This window comes from Pantoea sp. GbtcB22, from assembly GCF_019091025.1.
In the GTDB taxonomy this organism is placed as follows: Bacteria; Pseudomonadota; Gammaproteobacteria; order Enterobacterales; family Enterobacteriaceae; genus Pantoea; species Pantoea leporis.
Genome location: NZ_JAGXKB010000004.1, coordinates 277,160 through 301,108 on the forward strand (window position 1 = coordinate 277,160; position 23,949 = coordinate 301,108).

Genomic DNA, 23,949 nt, shown 5'->3' on the forward strand with positions numbered 1-23,949 from the left:
GACCTTACAAGGCTTAGCGGCGTTTCATCAGCAGGAACAAGCTGATGGCGAAGAATGCACCGCTCGGCAGAATCGCACCCAGAATCGGCGGCAAACCGTATACCAGGCTTAGCGGGCCAAAAATCTGGTCCAAAACGTAGAACAGGAAGCCAAAGCTAATCCCCGTCACCACGCGCACGCCCATCGATACGCTTCGCAGCGGACCAAAGATAAACGACAGCGCCATCAGCATCATCACCGCCACAGAGAGCGGCTGGAAGATTTTGCTCCACATATTCAGCTGGTAGCGCCCGGCAACCTGGCCGCTCTGCTTGAGGTATTTGCTGTAGTTATACAGGCCGGTGATCGAGAGCGCGTCCGGGTCCAGCGCCACTACGCCGAGCTTGTCAGGCGTCAGGTTGGTTTTCCATTCGCCGCTCAGGCTTTGCGAGCCGGTAATTTGTTTGGCATCTTGCAGATCCGATTCATCGACCTGCGACAGCGCCCAGACCTTTTTATCCGCATTCCAGGCGGCACTCGCCGCATAGCGTACGCTGAGTAAACGGCGCTGATCGCTGAACTTGTAGATGCTGACGCCATCAATCTCGTTATCACCTTTGATGCGCTCGATGTAGATGAAGTCGTTGCCGTCCTTCGCCCACAGGCCGTTTTGCGTTGAAACCAGCGAGCCGCCGTACAGCTGCTGCGCACGATAGTTACGCGCCATCTGTTCACCCTGCGGTGCAACGAATTCGCCCACCGCCATGGTCAACAGCACCAGCGGAATCGCCGTTTTCATCACCGCCAGCGCCACCTGCATGCGGGTAAAGCCCGATGCCTGCATCACCACCAGTTCGCTACGCTGCGCCAGCGTGCCCAAACCGAGCAATGCGCCCAGCAGCGCCGCCATCGGGAAGAAGATTTCGATATCTTTCGGTACGCTGAGCAGCGTGTAGTAACCGGCGTCGAGTGCGGTATAAGCGCCCTGCCCGGTTTTACGCAGCTGATCGACGAATTTGATAATGCCCGACAGCGACACCAGCATGAACAGCGTCAGCATGATGGTGTTAAAGATAGTTTTGCCGATATAGCGGTCAAGAACCTTAAACATCAGACCGATCCTCCACGGCTAAAGCGCGCGCGGATGCGACGCATCGGCACGGTATCCCACATGTTCAGCAGCACCGCTAGCGCCAGATAGGAGAAGTTCACCACCCACATCCAGATGGCCGGATCGAAGCGGCCTTTCGCGGCGTTGGAACGCAGAGAACTTTGCAGTAAGAAGAAGATCAGATACAGCAGCATGGCAGGCAGCATCGACAGCACGCGGCCCTGACGCGGGTTCACCACGCTAAGCGGCACCACCATCAACGCCATAACCAGGACGGCAAAGATCAGCGTCAAGCGCCAGTGCAACTCCGCCTGGAACTGCGGGGTTTTAGTCTTGAGCAGCGTGCTAATATCCGCCTGATCGGCATCGTTCGGATCGAGCGTGGCTTCTTTGTAGCCTATCACCGCCTGATAGTTGACGAAGTCCGTGATGCGGAAGTCACGCAGCAAGGCGGTGCCTTCAAAACGCGTGCCTTTATCCAGCGTCACCACTTGCGAGCCATCTTTGTGTTGCTCCATGTGGCCGCTATCAGCCAGCACCACCGAGGGACGCGCGTTGCCTTTCGGACGCAGCTGCGCCAGGAACACGTTGCCGAAGGTATTGCCCTTCACATCTTCAACAAACAGCACCGCATTGCCGTCGCTAGAGGTCTGGAACTGCCCAGCCGCCAGCGCCGCCGCGCCTGGGTTAGATTTGGCGTTTTGCGTCACTTCCTGCTGATAACGTGATGACCATGGCCCTAACCAAATGACGTTGACTGCCGCCACAAGCGAGGTGAACAGCATCAGGATCATCGCGGCTTTAATCAGCACACTTTTGCCCAGGCCGCAGGCATGCATCACCGTGATTTCACTTTCGGTGTACAGCCGCCCAAGGGTCATTAAAATCGCCAGAAACAGGCTTAGGGGCAGGATAAGTTGTGCCATTTCAGGCACGCCGAGTCCTAACAATGTCAGAACTAAGTTTGTTGGGATTTCGCCATCCACCGCAGCTCCCAAAATCCGCACTAACTTCTGACAAAAGAAGATCAGCAGCAGGATGAAGAGGATAGCCAGCTGGCTTTTGAGCGTTTCCCGAACCAGATATCTAATGATGATCACGCTTAGTACGCCTGTGATAACTTGTCTTTTTGCAGGAAAATCGCTAGTTTCAACGCTTATCAGCCATTTTTCTTCATCAATGGCCGTCATCGTAGCTAAAATAGTATGACGAACGCGTTAGTGTGGTGAAAAAACAACATACTTGTCACCACCACTCATTATGACTACCGGCGTTGAATTGTCATGGCGTCGCAACGAATTAATGAGTTACGAGCGCGCTACATTCTAACGACAGCCAAGGCCGTTGTCTTTAAGATTCAGGAGAGTGCATGGAGTTCAGTGTAAAAAGCGGTAGCCCGGAAAAACAGCGTAGCGCCTGCATTGTTGTTGGCGTTTTCGAACCGCGCCGTTTGTCACCCATTGCTGAGCAGCTGGATAAAATCAGCGATGGCTACATCAGCGCCCTGCTGCGCCGCGGTGAACTGGAAGGAAAAGTGGGCCAAACGCTGCTGCTGCACCATGTGCCGAATATCCTCTCCGAACGCATCCTGCTGATCGGTTGCGGTAAAGAGCGCGAGCTTGATGAGCGCCAGTATAAGCAGGTCATTCAGAAGACAATCAATACTTTGAACGACACCGGCTCAATGGAAGCGGTGTGCTTCCTGACTGAACTGCACGTCAAAGGTCGCAATACTTACTGGAAAGTGCGTCAGGCGGTCGAAACCTCTAAAGAAGCGCTCTACAACTTTGATCAGCTGAAAAGCAACAAAGTCGAGCCGCGCCGTCCGCTGCGTAAACTGGTGTTCAACGTGCCGACCCGCCGTGAACTTACCAGCGGCGAGCGTGCCATTCAGCACGGTTTGGCCGTGGCTGCCGGTGTGAAAGCCGCCAAAGATCTCAGCAATATGCCGCCAAATATTTGTAACGCCGCGTATCTGGCGTCGCAGGCGCGTCAGCTGGCGGATGCGTACAGCAAAAATGTCACCACCCGCGTCATCGGCGAACAGCAGATGAAAGAGTTGGGGATGAACGCCTATCTGGCGGTCGGCGCAGGTTCGCACAATGAATCGCTGATGTCGGTGATTGAGTACAAAGGCAATCACGATCCGGAAGCGCGCCCCATCGTGCTAGTGGGTAAAGGCTTAACCTTTGATTCCGGCGGTATCTCGATCAAACCGGCCGATTCCATGGATGAGATGAAGTACGACATGTGCGGTGCGGCGTCCGTTTACGGCGTGATGCGCATGGTGGCGGAACTGAATTTACCGCTGAACGTGGTGGGCGTGCTGGTGGGCTGTGAAAACATGCCTGATGGCAAATCGATGCGTCCGGGCGACGTGCTGACCACTATGTCAGGTCAAACCGTTGAAGTGCTGAATACCGATGCCGAAGGCCGTCTGGTGCTGTGCGATGCGCTGACCTACGTTGAACGCTTCGAGCCAGAAGTGGTGATTGACGTGGCCACGCTGACCGGTGCCTGCGTGATTGCGCTGGGTCATCATGTCAGCGGTTTGATGTCGAACCACAATCCGCTGGCGCACGAGCTGATCAGCGCATCTGAGCAGTCCGGCGACCGCGCCTGGCGTCTGCCGATGGCGGATGAGTATCAGGAGCAGCTGGAATCCAACTTTGCTGATATGGCGAACATTGGCGGCCGTCCTGGCGGTGCGATTACCGCCGCCTGCTTCCTCGCGCGCTTTGCGCGTAAGTTTAACTGGGCGCACCTGGATATCGCCGGTACCGCATGGCGTTCCGGTAAAGCCAAAGGCGCAACCGGCCGTCCGGTACCGCTGCTGTCGCAGTTCCTGCTGAATCGCGCAGGGTTGAACGGCGACGATTGATTTGGTGATGGCTGTCCCCCATCCCGGCCTTCCCCCACAAGTGGGGGAAGGAGACGCTGCTACATGCGAATTCACAACTAACATAGGGCAGCATCTTCCTCCCCCACTTGTGGGGGAGGAACGAGGTGGGGGACAGCAAGCACCCAGCTCCCCCTCTCATCCAAAGGATCCCATGAAAAACGCCACTTTCTATGTGATGGAGTCTGAGAGCGCCGACGACGGCCTAACCGCCATCGAAGCGTTGGTGTGCTCTCTTGCCGAAACACGCTGGCGTGACGGCAAACGCATCCTGATTGCCTGCGAAAACGAAGAACAAGCCAATCGGCTGGATGAAGCGCTCTGGCAACTTCCGGCTAACGCCTTTGTGCCGCACAACCTGGCTGGAGAAGGCCCGCGCTACGGCGCTCCGGTTGAGCTGGCCTGGCCACAGCGTCGCGGCAGTTCACCGCGCGACCTGCTGATCAGCCTTCTGCCACAGTTCGCAGATTTTGCTACTGGTTTCCATGAAGTGATAGACTTCGTTCCTTATGAAGAATCTCTAAAACAACTGGCGCGCGATCGCTACAAAGCCTATCGCAGCGTTGGTTTCCAATTGAATACGGCGACGCCACCCTCGCCGCAAACGACAGTGTAGAAATGGAAAAGACATATAACCCGCAAGATATCGAGCAGCCGCTCTACGAGCACTGGGAACAGCAGGGCTACTTTAAACCGAATGGCGATACCAGCCAGGAAAGCTTTTGCATCATGATCCCGCCGCCGAACGTCACCGGCAGCTTGCATATGGGTCACGCTTTCCAGCAGACCATCATGGATACCATGATTCGCTACCAGCGCATGCAGGGTAAAAATACCTTGTGGCAGGCCGGTACCGATCACGCCGGTATCGCTACGCAGATGGTGGTAGAACGCAAAATCGCCGCTGAAGAGGGCAAGACGCGCCAGGATTATGGCCGCGATGCATTCATCGACAAAATCTGGCAGTGGAAAGCGGAATCCGGCGGCACCATTACTCGCCAGATGCGTCGTCTCGGCAACTCGGTTGACTGGGAGCGCGAGCGCTTCACCATGGACGAAGGTCTGTCCAACGCCGTGCGCGAAGTGTTTGTCCGCCTGTACAAAGAGAACCTGATTTACCGTGGCAAACGCCTGGTAAACTGGGATCCAAAACTGCGTACCGCAATCTCCGATCTGGAAGTGGAAAACCGCGAGAGCAAAGGCTCGATGTGGCACATCCGCTATCCGCTGGCTGACGGCGTGAAAACCGCTGAAGGCAAAGATTATCTGGTGGTGGCAACCACGCGTCCGGAAACCCTGCTGGGCGATACCGGCGTCGCGGTTAACCCGGAAGATCCGCGTTATAAAGATCTGATCGGCAAAGAGCTGATCCTGCCGCTGGTGAACCGTCGTATTCCGATCGTTGGCGATGAACACGCTGATATGGAAAAAGGCACCGGCTGCGTGAAGATCACGCCTGCGCATGACTTCAACGACTACGAAGTGGGTCGTCGTCATAAGCTGCCGATGATCAACATTCTGACCTTTGATGGCGACATCCGCGAGCGCGCGGAAGTGTTCGACACCAATGGCGAAGTCAGCGACGCGTGCGCAGACGACATCCCGGCACAGTTCCAGAAAATGGAGCGTTTCGCCGCGCGTAAAGCGATGGTTGCCGCCATTGATGAGATTGGCCTGCTGGAAGAGATCAAACCGCACGACCTCACCGTGCCTTACGGCGATCGCGGCGGCGTGGTGATCGAGCCAATGCTGACCGACCAATGGTATGTGCGCACCGCACCGCTGGCGAAAGTCGCGGTTGAAGCGGTAGAAAATGGCGATATCCAGTTCGTGCCTAAGCAGTACGAAAACATGTACTTCTCATGGATGCGTGACATTCAGGATTGGTGTATTTCACGTCAGCTGTGGTGGGGACACCGCATCCCAGCATGGTACGACAACGACGGCAACGTCTATGTTGGCCGCACCGAAGACGAAGTGCGTCAGGAAAACAATCTGGCCGCCGATGTGGCGCTGCGCCAGGACGACGACGTGCTGGATACCTGGTTCTCGTCCGGTCTGTGGACCTTCTCGACGCTGGGCTGGCCGGAGAATACCGAAGCGCTGCGTACCTTCCATCCAACCAGCGTGCTGGTGAGCGGCTTCGACATCATCTTCTTCTGGATTGCGCGCATGATCATGCTGACCATGCACTTTATCAAAGATGAAAACGGCAAGCCGCAGGTGCCGTTCAAAACCGTTTATATGACCGGTTTGATCCGCGATGAAGAAGGCCAGAAGATGTCCAAGTCGAAAGGTAACGTCATCGATCCGCTGGATATGATTGACGGCATTTCGCTGGAAGATCTGCTGGAGAAACGTACCGGCAACATGATGCAGCCGCAGCTGGCTGAGAAGATCCGCAAACGTACCGAAAAGCAGTTCCCGGACGGCATCGTGCCTTCAGGTACCGATGCGCTGCGCTTCACCCTTGCCGCGCTGGCTTCTACCGGTCGTGACATCAACTGGGATATGAAGCGCCTCGAAGGCTACCGCAACTTCTGCAACAAGTTGTGGAACGCTAGCCGCTTCGTGCTGATGAATACCGAAGAGCAGGATTGCGGACAAAATGGCGGCGAAATGAAGCTGTCGCTGGCGGATCGCTGGATTCTGAGCGAGTTCAACCGCAGCGTGAAAGCCTATCGTGAAGCGCTGGATAACTATCGCTTTGATATCGCGGCCAACATTCTGTACGACTTCACCTGGAACCAGTTCTGTGACTGGTATCTGGAGTTGACCAAGCCGGTGATGACCAGCGGTAGCGAAGCGGAACTGCGCGGTACGCGTAATACGCTGGTCACCGTGCTGGAAGCGCTGCTGCGTCTGGCGCATCCGATCATTCCTTACATCACCGAAACCATCTGGCAGCGTGTGAAAGGCCTGAAAAACATCGATCACGATACCATCATGCTGCAGCCGTTCCCGCAGTATGACGCGGCGAAAGAGGATGCCGAAGCGCAAGCCGATATCGAGTGGATGAAGCAGGCGATCGTCGCGGTACGTAATATCCGTGCTGAGATGAACATCGCACCAAGCAAGCCGCTCGACGTGCTGCTGCGTGACTGCTCTGCCGCCGCGCAGCGTCGCGTCGAAGAGAACCGCACCTTCCTGTCGCGTCTGGCGCGTCTGGAAAGCCTGACCATTCTGCCTGCAGGCGAGAAAGGCCCGGTTTCGGTCACCAAGATTGTTGAAGGCGCTGAGTTGCTGATTCCGATGGCGGATCTGGTCAACAAAGAAGCCGAGCTGGAGCGTCTGGCGAAAGAGCTGGTGAAACTTGATGTCGAAATTGAGAAGATCCAGACCAAGCTGGCGAACGAAGGCTTTGTCTCACGTGCGCCGGAAGCGGTTGTCGCCAAAGAGCGTGAGCGCGTGGCTGAGCTTGAGCAATCAAAAGCAAAACTGTTTGAACAGCAGGGCGTGATTGCGGCATTGTAAGCGCTTCAGTCCAACTGCTTAATCGAAGCCGGGCACTGCCCGGCTTTTTTATACCGGAAGATAATGATGACCAGCGACGCTCCCATCAATTTAAAGGTGCGCCCCATTTCAGCCGCCGATAACCCGCTGATTGCGCAGGTGATCCGTGATGTGTCAGCCGAATTTGGCCTGACGGCGGATAAAGGCTACACCGTGTCCGATCCCCATCTCGATCGCCTGTTCGAACTCTACAGCGAAGCCAACAGCGCTTACTGGATTGTGGAACATGATGGTGTGGTGGTGGGCGGCGGCGGCGTTGCACCGCTGGCCTGTAGCGCGCCGGATATCTGTGAGCTGCAGAAAATGTATTTCCTGCCGCAGGTGCGCGGCTTAGGTCTGGCGCGCGATCTGGCGCTGCGTGCCATGGAATTCGCCCGTCAGCAGGGCTTTCAGCGCTGCTATCTGGAAACCACCGGCAGTTTGACGCGTGCGATTAAGTTGTATGAGTCGTTGGGGTTTGAGCTGATTGAGAGCGCGATGGGTTGTACCGGGCATGTGGATTGTGAAGTGCGGATGCTGAAGGTGTTGTGATTTGCTCGCTGTGTGTGCTCGCTGTCCCCCTCCTCGGTCCTCCCCCATAAATGGGGGAGGAAGATGCTGCCACATGTCAGCGTTGAAGCTGCATGTGGCAGCATCTCCTTCCCCCGCTAGCGGGGAAAGGCCGGGATGGGGGACAGCGCGCACAAACCTAAACCGCCGGCACTCCACTATGAAACCGCAGTTCGCCATCCGGCTCGCTGATTAAGCGCGCTTCTGCCTCGCCAAACACCTGCACGCGCGGCGCAATCTCCTTCGGCGAAATCTGCTGCGCCAGCTTCAGGTAATCCTGATAGTGACGCGCTTCCGAGCGCAGCAGCGAAATATAGAACTTCTCCAATTGCTCATCCAGATACGGCGCCAGGCTGGCGAAACGTTCGCAGGATCGCGCTTCGATGTACGCCCCGCAAATTAGCTTATCCACCAGCGCTTCCGGCTCGTATGTGCGAATCTCGCGAATCAAACCTTTGGCATAGCGGCTGGCAGTGATTTTGCGATACGGCAAACCGCGCGACTGCATGATTTCCCACACCTGATAGAAGTGGTGCAGCTCCTCTTTCACCAGCAGCACCATCATCTCCACCAAATCATCGGCCCACGGCAGCTCGTTGCGCACGATAATGCTTTTGGTCAGATTCTTGTGGGCATTGATAAAGTTACCGTCCTGCTCGTCGCGGTAGATAAAATCTTCATACGGCTTGAGCCACGCCAGAATGGCATCACCACTTGGCTTATCCGCCACGTATTTACGGATGATGAACACCGCGGTTTGCGCGGCTTTCAATTCACAAACCATGTGATCGGTGAGCAGCAACGTCAGATTTTCCGGCTTGCGCGCTTCATCAATCCACGCTTGTGGCGTGCGGCAATGCAGGAATTGATAGATCGGTTCTAATAGCGGAGCGTAATTCATGGGCAGTCTTTTGTCTTACGGGGAAACGTGTTCAGGGCGACGAGTGCCGCCCAGTCATGCTTAGTGACGCACACCGTTGTCTTCTTCGTCGTCGATGAACTCGCCATCGTCGTCTTCATCTTCGGCATCAGGATCTTCAAAGTAGGTGCCCCACCCGTCGTAATCGACGTTGTAGCTGCCCGCCAGATTCACCAGCTGCTCAACCTGCGCATCAATCAGCTCTGGCTTCAACGCGCCTTCGCTCAGGATATCCACACACATTACGGTGGTGCCGTCTTCCAGCTCCAGCTCTTCTGGCTCGCTCACTTCGTAGCCCAGCTTGAAGGCATCAACCGCCACCTTCTCCAGCGAGTCGAAGTTGTTGCAGGAGAGATGATGCTCAATAGTGTAAAGCGCATCTGGATCGCTGCCGTCTTCCAGCAACTCTTCAATGATCAGTCGCGTCTCTTCGCGCTGTTCTTCCAGCAATGCTTCATATGCCATGGGTGTGTCCTCAAATATTCGGCTGAATTCAATTATTTTCCCACACTGCCTCGCGCGCCACTACACAAAACAACAAGTTTCTTAACGCCGGGGTTGAAAATGCATATTCATACGGTTAAATTGAATTTTAATTCATTTAATGTAGTCATCCGGAGCGCTGTATGAGTCAGCTACATCAAAGACATTTCCTGAGATTGCTGGATTTCACCCCAGCCGAAATCGATTCTCTGCTGAGTCTGGCAGGTGAATTAAAACACGCAAAGAAAAATGCCAGCGAAACGCAGTACCTGAAAGGCAAAAACATCGCGCTCATCTTCGAAAAAGACTCGACTCGTACCCGATGCTCTTTCGAAGTTGCCGCTTACGATCAGGGCGCTAACGTCACCTATCTCGGTCCAAGCGGCAGCCAAATTGGCCATAAAGAGTCGATGAAAGACACCGCGCGCGTGCTGGGACGCATGTATGACGGTATTCAATATCGCGGCTACGGCCAGGAACTGGTGGAAACCTTAGCGGAATTCGCTGGCGTGCCGGTGTGGAACGGCCTGACCACCGAATTCCACCCCACGCAGCTGCTGGCCGATCTGCTGACAATGCAGGAGCATCTGCCGGGTAAATCGCTGAATGAAATGACGCTGGTTTACGTCGGCGATGCACGCAACAACATGGGCAACAGCATGCTGGAAGCCGCTGCGCTGGTCGGCATGGATCTGCGTCTGGTGGCGCCAAAAGGCTGCTGGCCGGAAGCGGAACTGGTGGAGCAATGCCGCGTGGCCGCACAGCAAACCGGTGGCAAAATCACCCTGACCGAAGATATCGCCGAAGGCGTGCAAGGTGCCGACTTCATCTACACGGATGTGTGGGTGTCGATGGGCGAAGCCAAATCAGTGTGGGAAGATCGCATCGCCCTGCTGCGTCCTTATCAGGTTAATAGCGCGATGCTGGCGCTGACCGGCAATCCGCAGGTGAAGTTCCTGCACTGCTTACCGGCCTTCCATGACGACAAAACCACGCTGGGCCGTCAAATGGCCGAGCAGCACGGTTTGCACGATGGCATGGAAGTGAGTAATGAGGTGTTTGAATCTGCGCACAGCATCGTGTTCGATCAGGCTGAAAACCGCATGCACACCATTAAAGCGGTGATGGTCGCGACGCTCGGCAAGCTATGATTGGTGGCGCCGCAAACGTTTACCTCGCGCGCGATATTTGCTTGATGCAAATCAGTGAATGCGTATAATGCGGCCCAATTTGCCGGAGGAAACATGCAACAGCGCAGCGCACAATTTGACGCTCAACGACGCCTGACAGCGGGCGGCGCATCTGTTTCTTTCCGTCATCAATCGATCGTAAAAAAAGCCCCTTAAGCAGGGGCTTTTTTTTTGTCCGCAATCCGGCAGCGCAGAGGAGAACGCTATGGCCAACCCGCTATATCGCAAGCACATTATTTCCATCAACGATCTCAACCGCGACGAGCTGGAGCTGGTGCTGCATACCGCTGCCCAGTTGAAAGCCAATCCCCAGCCGGAGCTGCTGAAACACAATGTGATCGCCAGCTGCTTCTTTGAGGCTTCAACGCGTACGCGTTTGTCGTTTGAAACCGCGATGCATCGTCTCGGCGCGTCAGTGGTAGGCTTCGCCGACGGTAGCAACACCTCGCTCGGCAAGAAAGGCGAAACCCTCGCCGATACCATTTCGGTGATTGGGACTTACGTTGATGCCATCGTGATGCGTCATCCGCAGGAAGGCGCCGCGCGTCTGGCGACGGAATTCTCCGGCGGCATTCCAATCCTCAACGCCGGTGATGGCGCTAACCAGCATCCAACGCAAACGCTGCTCGATCTCTTCACCATCCGCGAAACGCAAAATCGCCTGGATAACCTGAATGTGGCAATGGTCGGCGACCTGAAATATGGCCGCACCGTGCATTCACTGACGCAGGCGCTGGCGAAGTTTGATGGCAACCGCTTCTTCTTTATCGCGCCGGATGCGCTGGCGATGCCGGCGTACATCACCGATATGCTGGATGAGCAGAACATTGCCTGGTCACGCCACGACACCATCGAAGAAGTGATGCCAGAACTCGATATTCTGTATATGACGCGCGTGCAGAAAGAGCGCCTCGATCCGTCGGAATACGCCAACGTTAAAGCACAGTTCATTCTGCGTGCCGCTGATTTAGCCGGTGCGCGCGACAACATGAAAGTGCTGCATCCGCTGCCGCGTATCGACGAGATCACCACCGACGTGGATAGCACGCCGCACGCCTGGTATTTTCAGCAGGCTGGAAATGGCATCTTCGCTCGCCAGGCGCTGCTGGCGCTGGTACTGAATCGCGAACTGGCACTGTAAGGAGAAAGCGATGACTCACGATAATAAATTGCAGGTTGAAGCCATCAAACGCGGCACGGTGATTGACCATATCCCGGCGCAGGTCGGCTTTAAGTTACTGTCGCTGTTTCGTCTGACCGAAACCGATCAGCGCATCACCATCGGCCTCAACTTGCCGTCGGGCGAGATGGGCCGTAAAGATCTGATCAAGATCGAAAATACCTTCCTGACCGACGATCAGATCAATCAGTTGGCGGTGTATGCGCCGCTCGCCACGGTAAACCGCATTGACGAATACGAAGTGGTGGCGAAGATCGCCCCCACCTTGCCGGATCGTATTGACCGCGTGCTGACCTGCCCGAACAGCAACTGCATCAGCCGTAACGAGCCGGTATTCACCAGTTTTGCGGTGAAAAAGCGCGAAGATGATGTGCATCTGAAGTGCAAATATTGCGAGAAAGAGTTCGCGCGCCACGTGGTGCTCGGTCACTGGTAATCGCCCGCGTCGTCCCTATAATGGGACGATTCATTTCGCGGCGGACATCGGTCGGCCGCGCACTTTCAAGGAGAAACAATGTCTCGCGAAATCAGTACTTCAAACGCACCCGCAGCGATTGGCCCTTACGTGCAGGGCGTGGATCTCGGCAGCATGATCATCACTTCAGGCCAGATCCCGGTTGATCCGGCCACCGGCGCCGTTGCCGACGATGTTTCCGCGCAGGCACGTCAATCACTGGAAAATGTGAAGGCGATTGTCGAAGCCGCCGGCCTGAAAGTGGGCGATATCGTGAAAACCACCGTGTTTGTGAAGGATTTGAATGACTTCGCCACCGTGAACGCGACCTATGAAGCGTTCTTCACCGAGCACAACGCCAGCTTCCCGGCGCGTTCGTGCGTGGAAGTGGCGCGCCTGCCGAAAGATGTGAAGATTGAGATCGAGGCGATTGCGGTACGTCGTTGATTTGGTTAGTGCTGGCTGTCCCCCTCCTCGGTCCTCCCCCATAAATGGGGGAGGAAGATGCTGCCACATGTCAGTATTGAAGCTGCATGTGGCAGCATCTCCTTCCCCCGCTTGCGGGGGAAGGCCGGGATGGGGGACAGCCAGCACAATATTTATTTAAACGATCGCAGCAACTTCTCCAGCGGCCGCACCAGCGCCAGCACTGTTTCATCCTGCACCTGCGCTGCCGCATCCAGTTGTGAATGCATCTGCGCCACCTCACCTGCGCCATACGCCTGATTACGTTCCAGCGCATTGACCAAATCCAGTCCCATCCGGCTCAACTCTGCTACTTGCTGTACTTGCTGCTGCAGCGGCTTGAGCTGATAGCTGCCCAAAATCAGCGGCATCACCGCATCGCTGTTGTTCTGCCAGCGCTGCAATTGCTGACGGATGGCGTGCGCCGCCGCATGATCGGCGCGATTGGCGATCAAGCGATCCACCTGCTTATCCAGCACACGCACCGCGTTGCTCTCGGCAGGCAACACATCCGCCAAACGATTGAGCGGTTCAAAGTAGTCGTAATGTCCCGCCTGAAATTTCAGATGCTGGCGCGTGTAGTACTGCGCTGGCTCCAGCACTTCGGCCAATATGCGCAGCGGCGTGATGTCGCTGCTGTTCGCCAGTCGCATCATCTGCACTTCAGCCTGCTGATGCTGCTGCAAGCCGACTGAAACAGTGCCCCAGCGATCCACCGCGCTCAGGCGCTGATACATGTTATCGCTGTCGGTGACATCCTGCGCCGACCATAACCGCTCCGCCACCACAAAGGCGCGCGGCCACAGGCGTGTATCGATTACCCGGCTGTTAACATTCTCCGCCCACAGCGCCGCTTCGCCGCCAATCAGGTTGTTCTGCATCTGTTGCGGCGTCGGCAGCGATGGCGCAATGCCGGTTGGCACCTGCGGCAACTTGCTGCCTTCTGCGGGATAGCGCACGTTGCCCACCAGCATATAACCGGTCAGCTTGTCTTGCGTTAGCGTCACCATCGGCTGGAATGGCCCCATCCACGTATCGACGCTGAACGTCAGCTGTGTGGGCGACAGCCAGCGGATATCACTGACCATGCGACGCGCTTTGCCGCTGAAATCGATAAAGCCGCGCCAGCCGTTTTTCCCTTCTATCAGGGTAAAGCTGCCTTTCAGCGCGCTGCCTTTCAAACGCGGCATGGTGAATTGCCAGCTCTGCGCCTGCTCACCTGCCTGCACCTGATCCGCGCCGTTAAGCCCCTGCGGCCAGGGTTCATTGCGATAGTGGTAAGCGGCGGTTTGCGGCTGATCGAGATAGAAACCGGTGGAGAGAATGCCGCGAAAGTCGTTTTTCGCCACCGTGCCCAACGCATCCTGTCCTTGCCACGATTGAATCAGAATGCTTTTAGGCAGATCAGGATGGTAAACCTCATCCCAGCCGATCATGCGGCGCTGATGCGCTTCGAGGATTTTCTCAACGCGCTGATTAAACCAGGCTTGCAGCGCATGCGTATCCTTTAAACCGTGGTCGCGCATAAACTGCTGAATGCGTGTGGAATCATTCCACTGGGTTGGATCAACCTCATCACCGCCAATGTGGATGTAGGGATCGGGGAAGATCGCCGTCACTTCGCCCATTAAGGTGTCGATAAAGCGAAATACCGCTTCGTTGCTGGGATCGAGCAGCGGCTTAAACACGCCCCAGCCGCGCTCCATCTGATACGGTCCCGGCGCGCTCATTAACTCCGGCATCGCTACTGCTATCGCCGACGCATGACCGGGCAGATCGATTTCCGGTACCACGCGTACGCCGCGCTGCGTGGCGTAGCGCACCACATCGCGCATCTGCTGCTGCGTGTAGTACAAGCCGTCGCTGGCTTTCTCCTGCAGCTGCGGATAGTGGCTGGAGGCAAATCGCCAACCTTGATCGTCAGTTAAGTGCCAGTGAAACACGTTCATACGCGCGGCGGCGATGCCGTCGATTTGTCGTTTCACGGTTTCAATTGGCAGGAAGTGGCGCGCCGAATCGATCAGCACGCCGCGCCACGGAAAGCGCGGTTTGTCGTCAATGGTGACGTAGGGAATTTCGGTGCCGTTTTCGGTGTTTTCAATCAGCTGCAGCACAGTTTCCATGCCGCGCATCGCGCCAAAGCGCGTGTTGGCTTTCAGCAAGACGCCATCGCTGTTAACCAGCAGATGATAACTTTCGTCGCTGTCTGGTTGGGGAAGCGGATCAACCGCCTGCGCGATTTGTACCTGAATGCTGGGATGATCGCTGGATGCGCTGGTAGGCAGCAGCGGCCAGCCGGTTTGCCGCGCAATGCGCGCGCGCCAGCGCGATTCAGCACCTTCCAGATGATCGCCCGAGATATGCAACGTGAGCTGCGGTGTTAACACATACGCCCCGCCGCCGGCTGGCTGCACAACGCTTTGTGGCCACGGCATCAGCGGTAAGTCTCCAGCCGGCGCGGCGAAGGCGGAAAAAGTCATGGATAAACAACAGGCAAGCAGAGTTCTTTGCAATGGCATCTGGGCATCCTTGTAAATGAAACAACGGACCAAAATGGGCAAAAGGCCCATTAAACCTGTTTCGCATTGCAAAGCAAGTGGCAGCAAACTGAAATCAAGGCGGGTTAATACTTTTGTATTTTAGCCAGATTAACCATTGCGCGGCTTTCATTCCTGGTTGTGGCTTCTTTGTTGTAGGTCAAACCGCCGGCGATTAATCTCAGCGCAAACACCACATATAGCGATTAAACTCCTTAAAATTATCTACATATAGTTTCATGGAGAAGAAATGGCGACGGTGGTGATTAAGCGTGACGGCTGCAGAGTGCCGTTTGATGCGCAGCGGATCGAGGCGGCAGTCAACGCGGCTGCAGCTGCGGCACAAATCGATGATACGGCGTGGTGCGCGCAAGTGGCGGCGCAGGTCAGCCAGCAGCTGGCTGAACAGGCTGAAGTGGATATCCGCGACATTCAGTGTGCGGTGGAAGAGACGCTAATGAGCGGACGCTGGCCGCAGCTGGCGCGTGCCTACATCGAATATCGCCATGACCGCGATTTAGCACGCGAGCAGCGCGGTAAACTGCATCACGCTATTCGCGGTTTAGTGGAGCAAACCAACGCCGCACTGCTCAATGAAAACGCGAATAAAGACAGCAAAGTGATTCCCACCCAGCGCGATCTGCTGGCTGGCATCGTCGCCAAACATTACGCTCAGCAGCAACTCTTGCCACGCGATGTGGTGCTGGCGCATGAACGTGGTGACATCCACTATCACGATCTCGACTATTCTCCGTTCTTCCCGATGTTTAACTGCATGCTAATCGATCTGCACGGCATGCTGACCCACGGTTTTAAGATGGGCAACGCCGAGATCGAGCCGCCCAAATCAATCGCCACCGCCACGGCGGTGACCGCACAGATCATCGCGCAGGTCGCCAGCCACATTTACGGCGGCACCACCATCAATCGCATTGATGAAGTGCTGGCACCTTTCGTTACGCTCAGTCTGGAAAAACACCGCGCGGTGGCGCTGGAATGGCAGATTCCGGATGCCGAAGCCTATGCGCGCGTTCGCACCGAGAAAGAGTGCTACGACGCGTTTCAGTCGCTGGAATATGAAGTGAATACGCTGCACACCGCCAACGGCCAGACGCCGTTTGTCACCTTTGGCTTTGGCCTCGGCACCGACTGGGCCGCGCGCCTGATCCAGCAATCCATTCTGCGCAACCGCATTGCCGGATTGGGCAAAAATCACAAAACCGCGGTATTCCCGAAACTGGTGTTTGCTATCCGCGAAGGCGTGAATCATCGGCCTGCCGATGTTAATTACGATATCAAGCAGCTGGCGTTAGAGTGCGCCAGCAAGCGCATGTATCCGGATATCCTCAACTACGAAAAAGTGGTGGAAGTGACCGGCTCGTTTAAAACGCCGATGGGCTGCCGTAGCTTCCTTGGCGTCTACGAGGAGAACGGCGAGCAGATTCACGAAGGCCGCAACAATATTGGCGTCATTAGCCTCAATCTGCCACGTATCGCGCTGCAGGCCAAAGGCGATGAAGCGCAGTTCTGGCGCTTGCTCGATGAACGTCTGGCGCTGGCGAAACGTGCCTTAATGACGCGTATCGCCCGATTGGAAAAAACCAAAGCGCGCGTAGCGCCGATTCTCTATATGGAAGGTGCCTGCGGCGTGCGCCTGAAAGCGGATGACGAAGTGGGCGCCATTTTCCGCAACGGCCGCGCCTCAATTTCCCTTGGCTACATCGGCTTGCATGAGACGCTGAATGCGCTGAGCGGCAACCAAGTGCATCCGTATGACGCCGATTACCTGCGGGAAAAAGGCGTGGCGATTGTCACGCACCTGCGCCGCGCGGTGGATGCGTGGAAAGCGGAAACCGGCTACGGCTTTAGCTTGTACAGCACGCCGAGTGAGAATCTGTGCGACCGCTTCTGTCGCCTCGATGCCGCCGAATTTGGCGTGGTGGCCGGCGTTACCGACAAAGGGTATTACACCAACAGCTTCCATCTCGACGTGGAGAAGAAGGTCAATCCGTACGACAAGATCGACTTTGAAGCGCCCTATCCCGCCATCGCTAACGGCGGATTCATCTGTTACGGCGAATATCCCAATATCCAGCACAACCTCAAAGCGCTCGAAGATGTCTGGGATTACAGCTATCACCGCGTGCCCTATTACGGCACCAATACGCCGATTGATGAGTGCTACGAATGCGGCTTTAGCGGCGAGTTTAGCTGCACCAGCAAAGGGTTTACCTGCCCATGCTGTGGTAATCACGATCCGGCGCGCGTGTCGGTGACGCGCCGCGTGTGCGGCTATCTCGGCAGCCCGGATGCGCGTCCGTTTAACGCCGGTAAGCAGCAAGAAGTACAGCGGCGCGTTAAACATCTGGAGACAGGAAAACTGGGATGATGCGCATCCACGGCTATTATCCGGTTGATATCGTTAACGGGCCCGGCACGCGCTGCACGCTGTTTGTCGCGGGCTGCGAACATCAGTGTCGCGGCTGCTACAACCAAAGCACGTGGCGGCTGGATTCCGGCGTGCCGTTTACGCTGGAGATGGAAGAGCAGCTGATCGCCGATCTTAACGATCGGCGCATTGCGCGCCAGGGCTTGTCGCTGAGCGGCGGCGATCCGCTGCATCCGCACAACGTGCCGCATATACGTCGTCTGGTGAAACGCGTGCGGCGTGAGTGTCCGGATAAGGATATCTGGCTGTGGACCGGATATGAAATGGCGGAACTCAGCGCGGCGCAGCGCGAAGTGGTGGAGGAAATTGATGTGCTGATTGATGGACGCTTTATCGAAGCGGAGAAAGATGCGCGGCTGCTGTGGCGTGGCAGCCGCAATCAGAAGATTTGGTGGTTACGCCAGCCACAAGGCGAGCACGCCGAGCAGCATGCCGCTGCCTGCCACGCCGATCAGCGCGATCCACAGCGCCCGTGCGGGAAAGGCGCGATGCAGCATCAATAACGACGGCACACTCACGGCGGGCAGCGTGACTAATAACGCCAGCGCGGGCGCAATGCCCATGCCCGCCAGCATCATGGTCTGCACAATCGGGATTTCCGCGGCGGTAGGAATCACAAACAGGCAGCCGGCGATTGCCATCAACATCACCCAAAACAGCGTATTACCCACCGCGCCATCCGCGTGCGGGAACAGCCACACGCGCGCGGCGCCGAGCAACAATACCGCGATGATATACAGCGGAATGGTGTTGCAGAACAGTCGCCACATCACCCGCAGCCAGCGTGACAGAAACGGCTGTTCATCGCGGGCCGGGATAATGGGCGCGGTAACGGCTTGATCCGGCACGCTGCGCTGCACCAGCCACGCGATGCCCAACACCATCATCAAACCTGCCACCAGCCGAATCGCCGCAAAATGCCAGCCGAGCACAAAGCCCATAAAAATCAGCGTGGCAGGATTGAGCAGCGGATTCGCCAGCCAGAACGCCATCGCCGCACCGCTGGAAACCTGTGACTGACGTAAGCCAGCGGTCACTGGTGCCGCACAGCAGCTGCACATCATGCCCGGCAAACCTAATCCAGTGCCCATCAGCGTCGAGCCAAAGCGTGAGCTGCCCATCAGACGCAGCAGCCAGGCGCGCGGAATCAGCACCTGCACCAACGATCCGAGGATCACCCCGAGCACGGCCGCTTTCCACACGGCGAGGAAATAGACCATGGCGTAATCGAGCGCCGCGCGCCACGGTGAGTCCGCCGCATTGGCCAGAATCGATTTACCGATCGAATGCGTTTCGGCAGCAGTAAAGGCTTTGCCGTAATAAGGCTGCCATTTGACATACCACAGGCCGATTACTACCACGGCGAGGAACAGCAGCGGTTTCCACCAGGCGAAGCGTGTCGCCGGGGCATGAGAAGGGAGTTGGGTCATCACGGAATTCCGTATTCAACTGAATAACGATGCCGCGTTAGGATACGCGGCGGAAAGGCCTTAGTGTCATTCAGGTCATTTCATTGCGCCATGTGGAAATCGCCTAAACTTGATCCGGCGCGGAAATTTACCTCCCGGAAGAATTGCCGGCTGGCTTGCTTTTTGCGACATGGCTACCAGGCTTGTTGGGTTAGAAGTGCAACGAACATAAGGTTCGTGATCAACAAGGAGGAAAAAAGATGAGCAAGAAAATAGCGGTACTGATTACCGATGAATTTGAAGACTCAGAGTTTACCTCACCGGCGGAGGCTTACACTCAGGCGGGCCATGAAGTGGTTACCATCGAGTTTAAGGCCGGCAACATCGTTAAAGGGAAACAGGGTAAAGCTGAGGTCAACATCGACAAGGCTATTGATGATGTGAATGCAGCCGAGTTCGATGCGCTGCTGCTGCCCGGCGGACACTCGCCCGATGCCCTGCGCGGTGACGATCGTTTCGTCAACTTCACCAGGGAGTTTGTCGCCAGCGGCAAGCCGGTGTTTGCCATTTGCCATGGCCCGCAGCTGCTGATCAGCGCGAACGGCGTGCGCGGCCGCAAAATGACCAGCGTAAAAGCCATCGCCATCGATCTGCGTAATGCCGGTGCGGATTTTTACGATAAAGAAGTGGTGGTGGATGATGACAAGTTAGTTACCAGCCGCACGCCTGAAGACCTGCCCGCGTTTAATCGCGAGTCGCTGCGGATTTTGAACGCGGCCTGATAGTTTTTCCTGCATTGGGGTCGCCGTGAATGGCGGCCCTAAGGCCGGGTCCAGATAATCTTTTTGCCAAAGCCCAGCGCATTGTCGGTCATCTTCACTTCGTCGAGCACGATTTCCCACAATGGTGCGGTGACCTTCTTTGCCACTGGAAAACGCTTCTGATAGGCGTGACGCGCAATAACTTCCCTGTTTCCGCTTAGCAGCTGAATCACGCCGCGATACTGCACGCCTTTAATCAGCAGCACACTTTTGGGCTGGCCATTCACCGTGCCCGCCACGCGCGGATTTGACTGGATTAATGCGCCATGGCGCGTGTCTGGTTCAGTCATCAGCCAGAACGCCATGTTCGCGGCATCAAATACATAAAAGCAGTTGGCACACCACAGATCGTCGCCATGGCTGGCAGATAACGACAGCACGTGCTGTTTTTTTAAGTAGCGAATCAGATGAGCATGGTCGGACAAAATTGGACTCCGTGCGGCGAATAGCGATGCGGCCTGAAGCGCGCTACACTGCCTGCCAGCTAATTTTCGGGATAAGTATGATGGAACAAGGCTGGCAGCTTTATCTGCTACAAACCGCCGCAGGGATGCTGTATACCGGCATCACCACCGATGTTAATCGTCGGCTGCAACAGCATCAGCAGGGACGCGGCGCGCGTTCGCTGCGTGGCAAGGGCCCGCTGACGCTGGTGTTTCACTGCGATGCGGGCGATCGGGCGGCGGCGTCACGCCTGGAATATCAGGTGAAGCAGCTGAGCCGCGCGCAAAAGCTGCTGCTGGTTGCACAGCAGCCGCCCTGCTTAGTGGCCTGGTTTAGTCGAAACGGTTAAACGGCAGCGCGAATTCGATCAGCCCTTCTGCACCGACAAACGCATCGTCGGCCAGTTTGTAAACCTGAAAGGCCGCTTCACTGCCTAACCAGCGACAGTGCAAACCATGACGTGCCGCCGGTTCAAAGCCGAGTGGATTGTAGAACTCAGGATCGCCCAGCACCACCACGGCGCTGTAGCTGAACTCATTCAGTGAATCCAACCCTTCATACACCAGCCGTTTAGCAAGGCCCTGTTTGCGCACCGATTCATCCACGGCGAGCGGCGCCAAAGCGACCCAGTTGCGGTCTTCTCCCTGCAGGGTCACCGGACTGAAAGCGGCATAACCCAGCACCTGACCTTCATCATCTGTGGCAACTACACCGAGAGTCAGCAAGCCATCTTCGCGCAGTTGCTGTATCAGTTCCGCTTCGGCAGCGGTAGCAAAACTGCGCTTTAACAGGCTATCGATGCCTGCTGCATCAACGCCAATTTCAGTACGAATCAACATGAGATCCCCGCGCGCGCCTCAGCGGCCTTCGCGTCCTGTTTCATTCCTGTCTCAATAAAAGCAGCGAGCTGCTGCAATCCCGTGCGTAATGGCGTGGGCATGGCATCCAGTTCAATGGCATCCATCAGGTTTTTCACCTCAAGTCCCAGCTCAGTGTCACCTTCAATCACCAGACGGCGTTGAAAGAACAACATATCGGGATCCGCTTTGCGTGCTGCCACCAGCAACAGATCGTTGGCTTCACCGCGAAACCAGACATCAGCCTCGGTGTCGCGCGAAACGGTCAGGCGCCCTGCTTGCAGGGTGGTGATCCAGCGCAGATTCACATCGGCAACCTCAATCCCCAGATAACGCCCTTCCAGAAAGTCTAACTCACCTTCAGACAAAGCATGACGAAATTGCCAGTTTAGGAGTTGTTGCAGAATAGCTTTTTTTAGCGGGAAAGGGGTAATGGAAACAGGTAAAGCAAGGAATTCTGGCCCTTTTTCAACAATCAGACCGCGTAAGCGCGCAAACATCATCGTCATTCCCTTCAGAAAATTTCATCTATTTTGCCACATCTGACCGGCTTCGCCTCCACTGAGATCAAGGAAATCGCCGCCTGGCTGGACGAAAAACCTTCACTCCCGATCATCAATGCCGCTTTCACTGCCTTAAATCAACATTGCTGTCGGGTCAGTTATTTACACTCTTCGGCTTCAGAATCCGGGGAGGAAAATGTATGGAACTGCTGTGTCCGGCGGGGAATTTGCCTGCGCTGAAATCGGCGGTGGAGCATGGTGCTGACGCGGTGTATGTCGGCCTGAAAGACGATACCAATGCCCGCCACTTTGCTGGCCTCAATTTTACCGATAAGAAACTGGCTGAAGCCGCACGCTATCTGCATCAGCATCGCCGCAAATTGCATGTGGCAATCAACACCTTCGCCCATCCTGATGGCATCAATCGCTGGCAAAGCGCGATTGATGTTGCCGCTCAGAACGGCGCGGATGCGTTGATTCTGGCGGATATTGCCACGCTGGAGTACGCGGCAAAACATTATCCGCAGGTTGAGCGTCACCTTTCGGTACAGGCCTCCGCCACCAATCTGCAGGCCATCCATTTTTACCATCGTCATTTTCAACTCAACCGCGTGGTGCTGCCGCGCGTGCTGTCTATGCATCAGGTCAAACAGCTGGCGCGTGAAACGCCGGTACCGCTGGAAGTGTTCGCTTTCGGTAGCCTGTGCATTATGGCTGAAGGCCGCTGCTACCTCTCTTCCTGGCTGACCGGCGAGTCGCCTAACAGCGCGGGAGCCTGCTCGCCGGCGAAATTTGTGCGTTGGCAGCAGACGCCAAAAGGCATGGAATCGCGCCTGAATGAGGTGCTGATTGACCGTTATGCGCCCGACGAGAGCGCTGGCTATCCCACCTTGTGCAAAGGCCGTTACGAAGTGGATAACCAGCTCTATCACGTACTGGAAGAACCTACCAGCCTGAACACCTTGTCGCTGCTGCCTGAACTGCTGCGCGCCAACATTGCCTCGGTGAAAATTGAAGGACGCCAGCGCAGCCCGGCCTATGTGGCGCAGGTAGCGAAAGTTTGGCGTCAGGCCATTGATCGCTGCATGGCATCGCCGGAACAGTATGCCGTGCAGGAACCCTGGATGCAGGCGTTGGGCGAGTTATCAGAAGGCAGCCAAACCACGCTCGGTGCTTATCACCGTGACTGGCAATAAGGAGATCACATGAAATACGCCATCGGGCCGGTGCTGTGGTACTGGCCAACTGCAACGCTGGAAACCTTTTATCAACGCGCCGCCGAGAGCAGCGCCGAGATCATTTATCTCGGCGAAGCCGTCTGCAGTAAAAGACGCGCCACCTCGTTCCATCAATGGATGGACATCGCGCGCATGCTGGCGCTGCAGGGCAAGCAAGTGGTGCTGAGTACGTTGGCACTGCTGCAGTCGCCATCGGAAGTCAAAGAGCTGCGCCGCTATGTCGAGAACGGTGAGTTCCTGCTGGAAGCCAATGATATCGGCACCGTGAATATGGCGGCGGAGCGCAAATTGCCGTTTGTCGCCGGCCCAACGCTGAATGTGTATAACGCGCAGACGCTGCAACTGTTGCTGAAAGAAGGCATGACGCGCTGGTGCATTCCGGTGGAGATGTCCCGCGACTGGCTGATTCAATTGCTGCAACAGTGCGATGCGGCGGGTGTACGCGAACAATTTGAGGTGGAAGTGCTCGGCTATGGTCATCTGCCGCTGGCGCTGTCAGCACGCTGCTTTACCGCACGCGCCGAGAATCGTGGCAAAGATGATTGCCAAACCTGCTGCATCAATTACCCAACCGGCCGTCGCGTGCTCTCGCAGGAAGGCCAGCAGGTGTTTGTGCTCAACGGCATTCAGACCATGAGCGGCTATTGCTACAATCTCAGCAATGACCTGAGCGGCATGCATAACTGGATCGACATTGTGCGTTTGTCGCCCCAGGGCGAAAGTACGCTCGCCGAAGTGGATCGCTTCCGCGCCAACGAAGCCGGTCAGGCACCGCTAATGATGGCGCGCGGCAGTGATTGTAATGGTTATTGGCGTCGCCTGGCGGGAATGGCACTGGAAGGCGGCAGGTAAAGGCACATTCCGGCTATATTCCTGCTGTTATTAGCAGTTTTAATATAGGTAACGATGAGTAATACTCACAAGCGCAGGTCCGACTAAACACCTGCGC

Annotated in this window: 23 protein-coding genes; 14 read left to right on the forward strand and 9 right to left on the reverse strand. The window is 56.2% G+C overall.

Annotated elements, in window-relative coordinates; translation table 11 throughout:
• Positions 1 to 13: 13 nt before the first annotated feature.
• Both lptG and lptF read right to left on the reverse strand, forming a co-directional pair.
• Complete coding sequence (gene lptG / locus KVT28_RS15585; RefSeq protein WP_137385080.1) at positions 14 to 1,090, reverse strand: LPS export ABC transporter permease LptG; 1,077 nt, start codon at positions 1,088 to 1,090, stop codon at positions 14 to 16.
• Positions 1,090 to 2,190, reverse strand: a complete 1,101-nt coding sequence (gene lptF, locus KVT28_RS15590; protein ID WP_110868051.1) for an LPS export ABC transporter permease LptF — start codon at positions 2,188 to 2,190, stop codon at positions 1,090 to 1,092. The genes lptG and lptF overlap by 1 nt, the downstream gene beginning before the upstream one ends.
• 269 nt (positions 2,191 to 2,459) lie before the next feature.
• Between lptF and pepA the strand changes: the two genes are divergently transcribed.
• The 4 genes from pepA to KVT28_RS15610 all read left to right on the forward strand — a co-directional run bounded on the left by pepA (position 2,460) and on the right by KVT28_RS15610 (position 8,033).
• Positions 2,460 to 3,971, forward strand: a complete 1,512-nt coding sequence (pepA, locus tag KVT28_RS15595) for a leucyl aminopeptidase (RefSeq protein ID WP_101762227.1) — start codon at positions 2,460 to 2,462, stop codon at positions 3,969 to 3,971.
• A gap of 172 nt (positions 3,972 to 4,143) precedes the next feature.
• A complete protein-coding gene (locus KVT28_RS15600) occupies positions 4,144 to 4,605 on the forward strand; it encodes a DNA polymerase III subunit chi (RefSeq protein WP_061718226.1) in 462 nt (153 codons plus the stop codon).
• Positions 4,606 to 4,607: 2 nt separating this feature from the next.
• Positions 4,608 to 7,463, forward strand: coding sequence for a valine--tRNA ligase (locus KVT28_RS15605; RefSeq protein ID WP_101762228.1), 2,856 nt, complete (start codon positions 4,608 to 4,610; stop codon positions 7,461 to 7,463).
• A gap of 66 nt (positions 7,464 to 7,529) precedes the next feature.
• Positions 7,530 to 8,033, forward strand: coding sequence for a GNAT family N-acetyltransferase (locus KVT28_RS15610; RefSeq protein ID WP_110868053.1), 504 nt, complete (start codon positions 7,530 to 7,532; stop codon positions 8,031 to 8,033).
• A 157-nt stretch (positions 8,034 to 8,190) separates the two neighbouring features.
• Here KVT28_RS15610 and KVT28_RS15615 read toward each other — a convergent pair whose 3' ends face one another.
• Together KVT28_RS15615 and rraB are read right to left on the reverse strand one after the other, a co-directional pair.
• Positions 8,191 to 8,952 (reverse strand): tRNA-(ms[2]io[6]A)-hydroxylase, encoded by a 762-nt coding sequence (locus KVT28_RS15615; RefSeq protein ID WP_101762230.1) that lies wholly within the window; start codon positions 8,950 to 8,952, stop codon positions 8,191 to 8,193.
• Positions 8,953 to 9,012: 60 nt separating this feature from the next.
• Positions 9,013 to 9,435, reverse strand: coding sequence for a ribonuclease E inhibitor RraB (gene rraB / locus KVT28_RS15620; RefSeq protein ID WP_008104254.1), 423 nt, complete (start codon positions 9,433 to 9,435; stop codon positions 9,013 to 9,015).
• Positions 9,436 to 9,596: 161 nt separating this feature from the next.
• On the opposite strand from rraB, the gene argF reads away from it, so the two are divergent.
• The 4 genes from argF (at position 9,597) to ridA (ending at position 12,724) form a co-directional block, all read left to right on the forward strand.
• On the forward strand, positions 9,597 to 10,604 hold the full coding sequence (gene argF / locus KVT28_RS15625; RefSeq protein ID WP_217549204.1) for an ornithine carbamoyltransferase: 1,008 nt from the start codon (positions 9,597 to 9,599) through the stop codon (positions 10,602 to 10,604).
• A 244-nt stretch (positions 10,605 to 10,848) separates the two neighbouring features.
• Complete coding sequence (gene pyrB / locus KVT28_RS15630; RefSeq protein ID WP_137385077.1) at positions 10,849 to 11,784, forward strand: aspartate carbamoyltransferase; 936 nt, start codon at positions 10,849 to 10,851, stop codon at positions 11,782 to 11,784.
• Between the two features lie 10 nt (positions 11,785 to 11,794).
• The gene (gene pyrI / locus KVT28_RS15635) at positions 11,795 to 12,259 is read left to right on the forward strand and encodes an aspartate carbamoyltransferase regulatory subunit (protein ID WP_007886734.1); all 465 of its coding nucleotides are present in this window, start codon (positions 11,795 to 11,797) and stop codon (positions 12,257 to 12,259) included.
• Between the two features lie 78 nt (positions 12,260 to 12,337).
• The gene (gene ridA, locus KVT28_RS15640; protein ID WP_061718232.1) at positions 12,338 to 12,724 is read left to right on the forward strand and encodes a 2-iminobutanoate/2-iminopropanoate deaminase; all 387 of its coding nucleotides are present in this window, start codon (positions 12,338 to 12,340) and stop codon (positions 12,722 to 12,724) included.
• Positions 12,725 to 12,876: 152 nt separating this feature from the next.
• On the opposite strand, the gene KVT28_RS15645 is transcribed toward ridA, so the two are convergent.
• Positions 12,877 to 15,261, reverse strand: a complete 2,385-nt coding sequence (locus KVT28_RS15645) for a beta-N-acetylhexosaminidase (RefSeq protein WP_217549206.1) — start codon at positions 15,259 to 15,261, stop codon at positions 12,877 to 12,879.
• Positions 15,262 to 15,529: 268 nt separating this feature from the next.
• On the opposite strand from KVT28_RS15645, the gene nrdD reads away from it, so the two are divergent.
• Positions 15,530 to 17,668 (forward strand): anaerobic ribonucleoside-triphosphate reductase, encoded by a 2,139-nt coding sequence (gene nrdD, locus KVT28_RS15650; RefSeq protein ID WP_217549208.1) that lies wholly within the window; start codon positions 15,530 to 15,532, stop codon positions 17,666 to 17,668.
• On the forward strand, positions 17,665 to 18,231 hold the full coding sequence (nrdG, locus tag KVT28_RS15655) for an anaerobic ribonucleoside-triphosphate reductase-activating protein (RefSeq protein WP_101762236.1): 567 nt from the start codon (positions 17,665 to 17,667) through the stop codon (positions 18,229 to 18,231). The genes nrdD and nrdG overlap by 4 nt, the downstream gene beginning before the upstream one ends.
• Here nrdG and KVT28_RS15660 read toward each other — a convergent pair.
• On the reverse strand, positions 18,124 to 19,158 hold the full coding sequence (locus KVT28_RS15660) for a permease (RefSeq protein WP_217549210.1): 1,035 nt from the start codon (positions 19,156 to 19,158) through the stop codon (positions 18,124 to 18,126). The genes nrdG and KVT28_RS15660 overlap by 108 nt on opposite strands.
• 239 nt (positions 19,159 to 19,397) lie before the next feature.
• Between KVT28_RS15660 and KVT28_RS15665 the strand changes: the two genes are divergently transcribed.
• A complete protein-coding gene (locus tag KVT28_RS15665) occupies positions 19,398 to 19,919 on the forward strand; it encodes a type 1 glutamine amidotransferase domain-containing protein (RefSeq protein WP_101762238.1) in 522 nt (173 codons plus the stop codon).
• A 38-nt stretch (positions 19,920 to 19,957) separates the two neighbouring features.
• Here KVT28_RS15665 and KVT28_RS15670 read toward each other — a convergent pair whose 3' ends face one another.
• On the reverse strand, positions 19,958 to 20,383 hold the full coding sequence (locus KVT28_RS15670; RefSeq protein ID WP_101762239.1) for a YhbP family protein: 426 nt from the start codon (positions 20,381 to 20,383) through the stop codon (positions 19,958 to 19,960).
• An 80-nt stretch (positions 20,384 to 20,463) separates the two neighbouring features.
• On the opposite strand from KVT28_RS15670, the gene KVT28_RS15675 reads away from it, so the two are divergent.
• The gene (locus KVT28_RS15675) at positions 20,464 to 20,751 is read left to right on the forward strand and encodes a GIY-YIG nuclease family protein (RefSeq protein ID WP_101762240.1); all 288 of its coding nucleotides are present in this window, start codon (positions 20,464 to 20,466) and stop codon (positions 20,749 to 20,751) included.
• Here the strand turns inward: KVT28_RS15675 and KVT28_RS15680 are convergent.
• Together KVT28_RS15680 and KVT28_RS15685 are read right to left on the reverse strand one after the other, a co-directional pair.
• The gene (locus tag KVT28_RS15680; RefSeq protein WP_101762241.1) at positions 20,735 to 21,241 is read right to left on the reverse strand and encodes a GNAT family N-acetyltransferase; all 507 of its coding nucleotides are present in this window, start codon (positions 21,239 to 21,241) and stop codon (positions 20,735 to 20,737) included. The two genes, KVT28_RS15675 and KVT28_RS15680, sit on opposite strands and share 17 nt — an antisense overlap.
• On the reverse strand, positions 21,235 to 21,759 hold the full coding sequence (locus KVT28_RS15685; RefSeq protein WP_101762372.1) for an SCP2 domain-containing protein: 525 nt from the start codon (positions 21,757 to 21,759) through the stop codon (positions 21,235 to 21,237). The genes KVT28_RS15680 and KVT28_RS15685 overlap by 7 nt, the downstream gene beginning before the upstream one ends.
• 203 nt (positions 21,760 to 21,962) lie before the next feature.
• On the opposite strand from KVT28_RS15685, the gene KVT28_RS15690 reads away from it, so the two are divergent.
• Both KVT28_RS15690 and KVT28_RS15695 read left to right on the forward strand, forming a co-directional pair.
• Positions 21,963 to 22,958 (forward strand): peptidase U32 family protein, encoded by a 996-nt coding sequence (locus tag KVT28_RS15690; RefSeq protein WP_217549212.1) that lies wholly within the window; start codon positions 21,963 to 21,965, stop codon positions 22,956 to 22,958.
• Between the two features lie 9 nt (positions 22,959 to 22,967).
• Positions 22,968 to 23,852 carry a U32 family peptidase gene (locus KVT28_RS15695; protein WP_217549214.1) on the forward strand — a complete coding sequence of 295 codons (885 nt, stop codon included), beginning with the start codon at positions 22,968 to 22,970 and terminating at the stop codon, positions 23,850 to 23,852.
• Positions 23,853 to 23,949 lie beyond the last annotated feature (97 nt).

What these genes read in the sequence shown, in the direction of transcription:
- lptG (WP_137385080.1), bottom strand. Translation starts at nt 1,090, where the DNA reads ATGTTTAAGGTTCTTGACCGCTATATCGGCAAAACTATCTTTAACACC.
- pepA (WP_101762227.1), top strand. Translation starts at nt 2,460, where the DNA reads ATGGAGTTCAGTGTAAAAAGCGGTAGCCCGGAAAAACAGCGTAGCGCC.
- KVT28_RS15600 (WP_061718226.1), top strand. Translation starts at nt 4,144, where the DNA reads ATGAAAAACGCCACTTTCTATGTGATGGAGTCTGAGAGCGCCGACGAC.
- KVT28_RS15605 (WP_101762228.1), top strand. Translation starts at nt 4,608, where the DNA reads ATGGAAAAGACATATAACCCGCAAGATATCGAGCAGCCGCTCTACGAG.
- KVT28_RS15610 (WP_110868053.1), top strand. Translation starts at nt 7,530, where the DNA reads ATGACCAGCGACGCTCCCATCAATTTAAAGGTGCGCCCCATTTCAGCC.
- KVT28_RS15615 (WP_101762230.1), bottom strand. Translation starts at nt 8,952, where the DNA reads ATGAATTACGCTCCGCTATTAGAACCGATCTATCAATTCCTGCATTGC.
- rraB (WP_008104254.1), bottom strand. Translation starts at nt 9,435, where the DNA reads ATGGCATATGAAGCATTGCTGGAAGAACAGCGCGAAGAGACGCGACTG.
- argF (WP_217549204.1), top strand. Translation starts at nt 9,597, where the DNA reads ATGAGTCAGCTACATCAAAGACATTTCCTGAGATTGCTGGATTTCACC.
- pyrB (WP_137385077.1), top strand. Translation starts at nt 10,849, where the DNA reads ATGGCCAACCCGCTATATCGCAAGCACATTATTTCCATCAACGATCTC.
- pyrI (WP_007886734.1), top strand. Translation starts at nt 11,795, where the DNA reads ATGACTCACGATAATAAATTGCAGGTTGAAGCCATCAAACGCGGCACG.
- ridA (WP_061718232.1), top strand. Translation starts at nt 12,338, where the DNA reads ATGTCTCGCGAAATCAGTACTTCAAACGCACCCGCAGCGATTGGCCCT.
- KVT28_RS15645 (WP_217549206.1), bottom strand. Translation starts at nt 15,261, where the DNA reads ATGCCATTGCAAAGAACTCTGCTTGCCTGTTGTTTATCCATGACTTTT.
- nrdD (WP_217549208.1), top strand. Translation starts at nt 15,530, where the DNA reads ATGGCGACGGTGGTGATTAAGCGTGACGGCTGCAGAGTGCCGTTTGAT.
- nrdG (WP_101762236.1), top strand. Translation starts at nt 17,665, where the DNA reads ATGATGCGCATCCACGGCTATTATCCGGTTGATATCGTTAACGGGCCC.
- KVT28_RS15660 (WP_217549210.1), bottom strand. Translation starts at nt 19,158, where the DNA reads ATGACCCAACTCCCTTCTCATGCCCCGGCGACACGCTTCGCCTGGTGG.
- KVT28_RS15665 (WP_101762238.1), top strand. Translation starts at nt 19,398, where the DNA reads ATGAGCAAGAAAATAGCGGTACTGATTACCGATGAATTTGAAGACTCA.
- KVT28_RS15675 (WP_101762240.1), top strand. Translation starts at nt 20,464, where the DNA reads ATGGAACAAGGCTGGCAGCTTTATCTGCTACAAACCGCCGCAGGGATG.
- KVT28_RS15680 (WP_101762241.1), bottom strand. Translation starts at nt 21,241, where the DNA reads ATGTTGATTCGTACTGAAATTGGCGTTGATGCAGCAGGCATCGATAGC.
- KVT28_RS15685 (WP_101762372.1), bottom strand. Translation starts at nt 21,759, where the DNA reads ATGTTTGCGCGCTTACGCGGTCTGATTGTTGAAAAAGGGCCAGAATTC.
- KVT28_RS15690 (WP_217549212.1), top strand. Translation starts at nt 21,963, where the DNA reads ATGGAACTGCTGTGTCCGGCGGGGAATTTGCCTGCGCTGAAATCGGCG.
- KVT28_RS15695 (WP_217549214.1), top strand. Translation starts at nt 22,968, where the DNA reads ATGAAATACGCCATCGGGCCGGTGCTGTGGTACTGGCCAACTGCAACG.